Consider the following 1180-nt stretch of genomic DNA (forward strand, 5'->3'; position numbering starts at 1 on the left):
CTAGTGGCCCGTCACCGAATCTCGGCCGGGTAATTGATCTCCAGCGGTGAACCCGTCAGGCTGGCTGCCTCTTCGATGGTGGGAGGTGGTCGTGGCTCGCCGACCGGAAGTGTTCGTCCGGCCGTTGACCATGGAGGAAGGCCGCAAGCTGCAGCGGATCACGCGGAGCGCGAAGGATCCGGTCAAGCTGCGGCGGGCGATCGTGGTGATGATGTCCGGCCAGGGCCAAAGCGTCCCGGACATCACCTCGTTGATGCAGGTCAGCGACGACTACGTGCGGGATGTCATCCACGCCTTCAACGAGAAGGGGTTCGACGCACTGGACCCAAAATGGAACGGGGGCCGTCCACGAGCGATCAGTAGCCGGGTGCGTGAGCACATCTGCCTGATCGCCAAGACGGTCCCCGCCGAATGGGGCATCACCGGACACTCCACCTGGAGTCTGCGCACCCTGGCCGAGCACCTCATCGCACGCGGGGTGGTGGCGGCGATCAGCCGCGAGCACCTGCGGCGGATCCTGCGTGCAGGCGGAGTGAGCTGGCAGACCACCACGACGTGGAAGTCCTCCACCGACCCGCACTTCATCGCCAAGATGCAGCGCGTCCTGGACCTCTACGATCACCCGCCCGCCGATGGGCGGGTGATCTGCGTGGACGAGTTCGGGCCGTTGAACCTGATGCCCCGCAAGGGCAAACGGTGGCGGCCGGCGGGTTCGCCGGCCCGGCTGCGTGCCACCTACAACCGCTACAACGGCGTGATGCAGATGATCGCCGCGCTCGATCTGGCCACGGGCAGGCTGTACTACCGGATCCGTAAGCGCAAGCGCTGGCGCGAATACCTGTCGTTCCTCAAGACGCTCCGCGTGCGCTGGCCAGGCGAGAAGCTGTATGTGATCGCCGACAACTACTCGCCCCACAAGCACCCCCAGGTCCGGGCCTGGGCGGCTGACAACGATGTTGAGCTGGTGTTCCTGCCGACCTACGGTTCCTGGTTGAACTGGATCGAGTCGGAGTTCGCCGCGTTGCGCTACTACGCGCTGAACGGCACCGACCACCGCAGTCATGATGAGCAGAACGCGGTGATCGGTGCTTACGTGCGCTGGCGCAATGCCCGAGCACAGCCCAAGACCAACTTTGCCGCCAGCTCACCGATCAGAAGCTGGACGAGTTACCCGGCCAAG

General features: G+C 65.1%; 1 protein-coding gene. It reads left to right on the forward strand.

Going from position 1 to position 1180, the window contains the following annotated elements:
- Positions 1 to 91 precede the first annotated feature (91 nt).
- On the forward strand, positions 92 to 1180 hold a 1089-nt coding region (locus tag IMZ11_RS42370), incomplete at its 3' end, for an IS630 family transposase (RefSeq protein WP_228649186.1).

The organism is Microtetraspora sp. AC03309 (assembly GCF_020826795.1).
GTDB lineage: Bacteria > Actinomycetota > Actinomycetes > Streptosporangiales > Streptosporangiaceae > Microtetraspora > Microtetraspora glauca.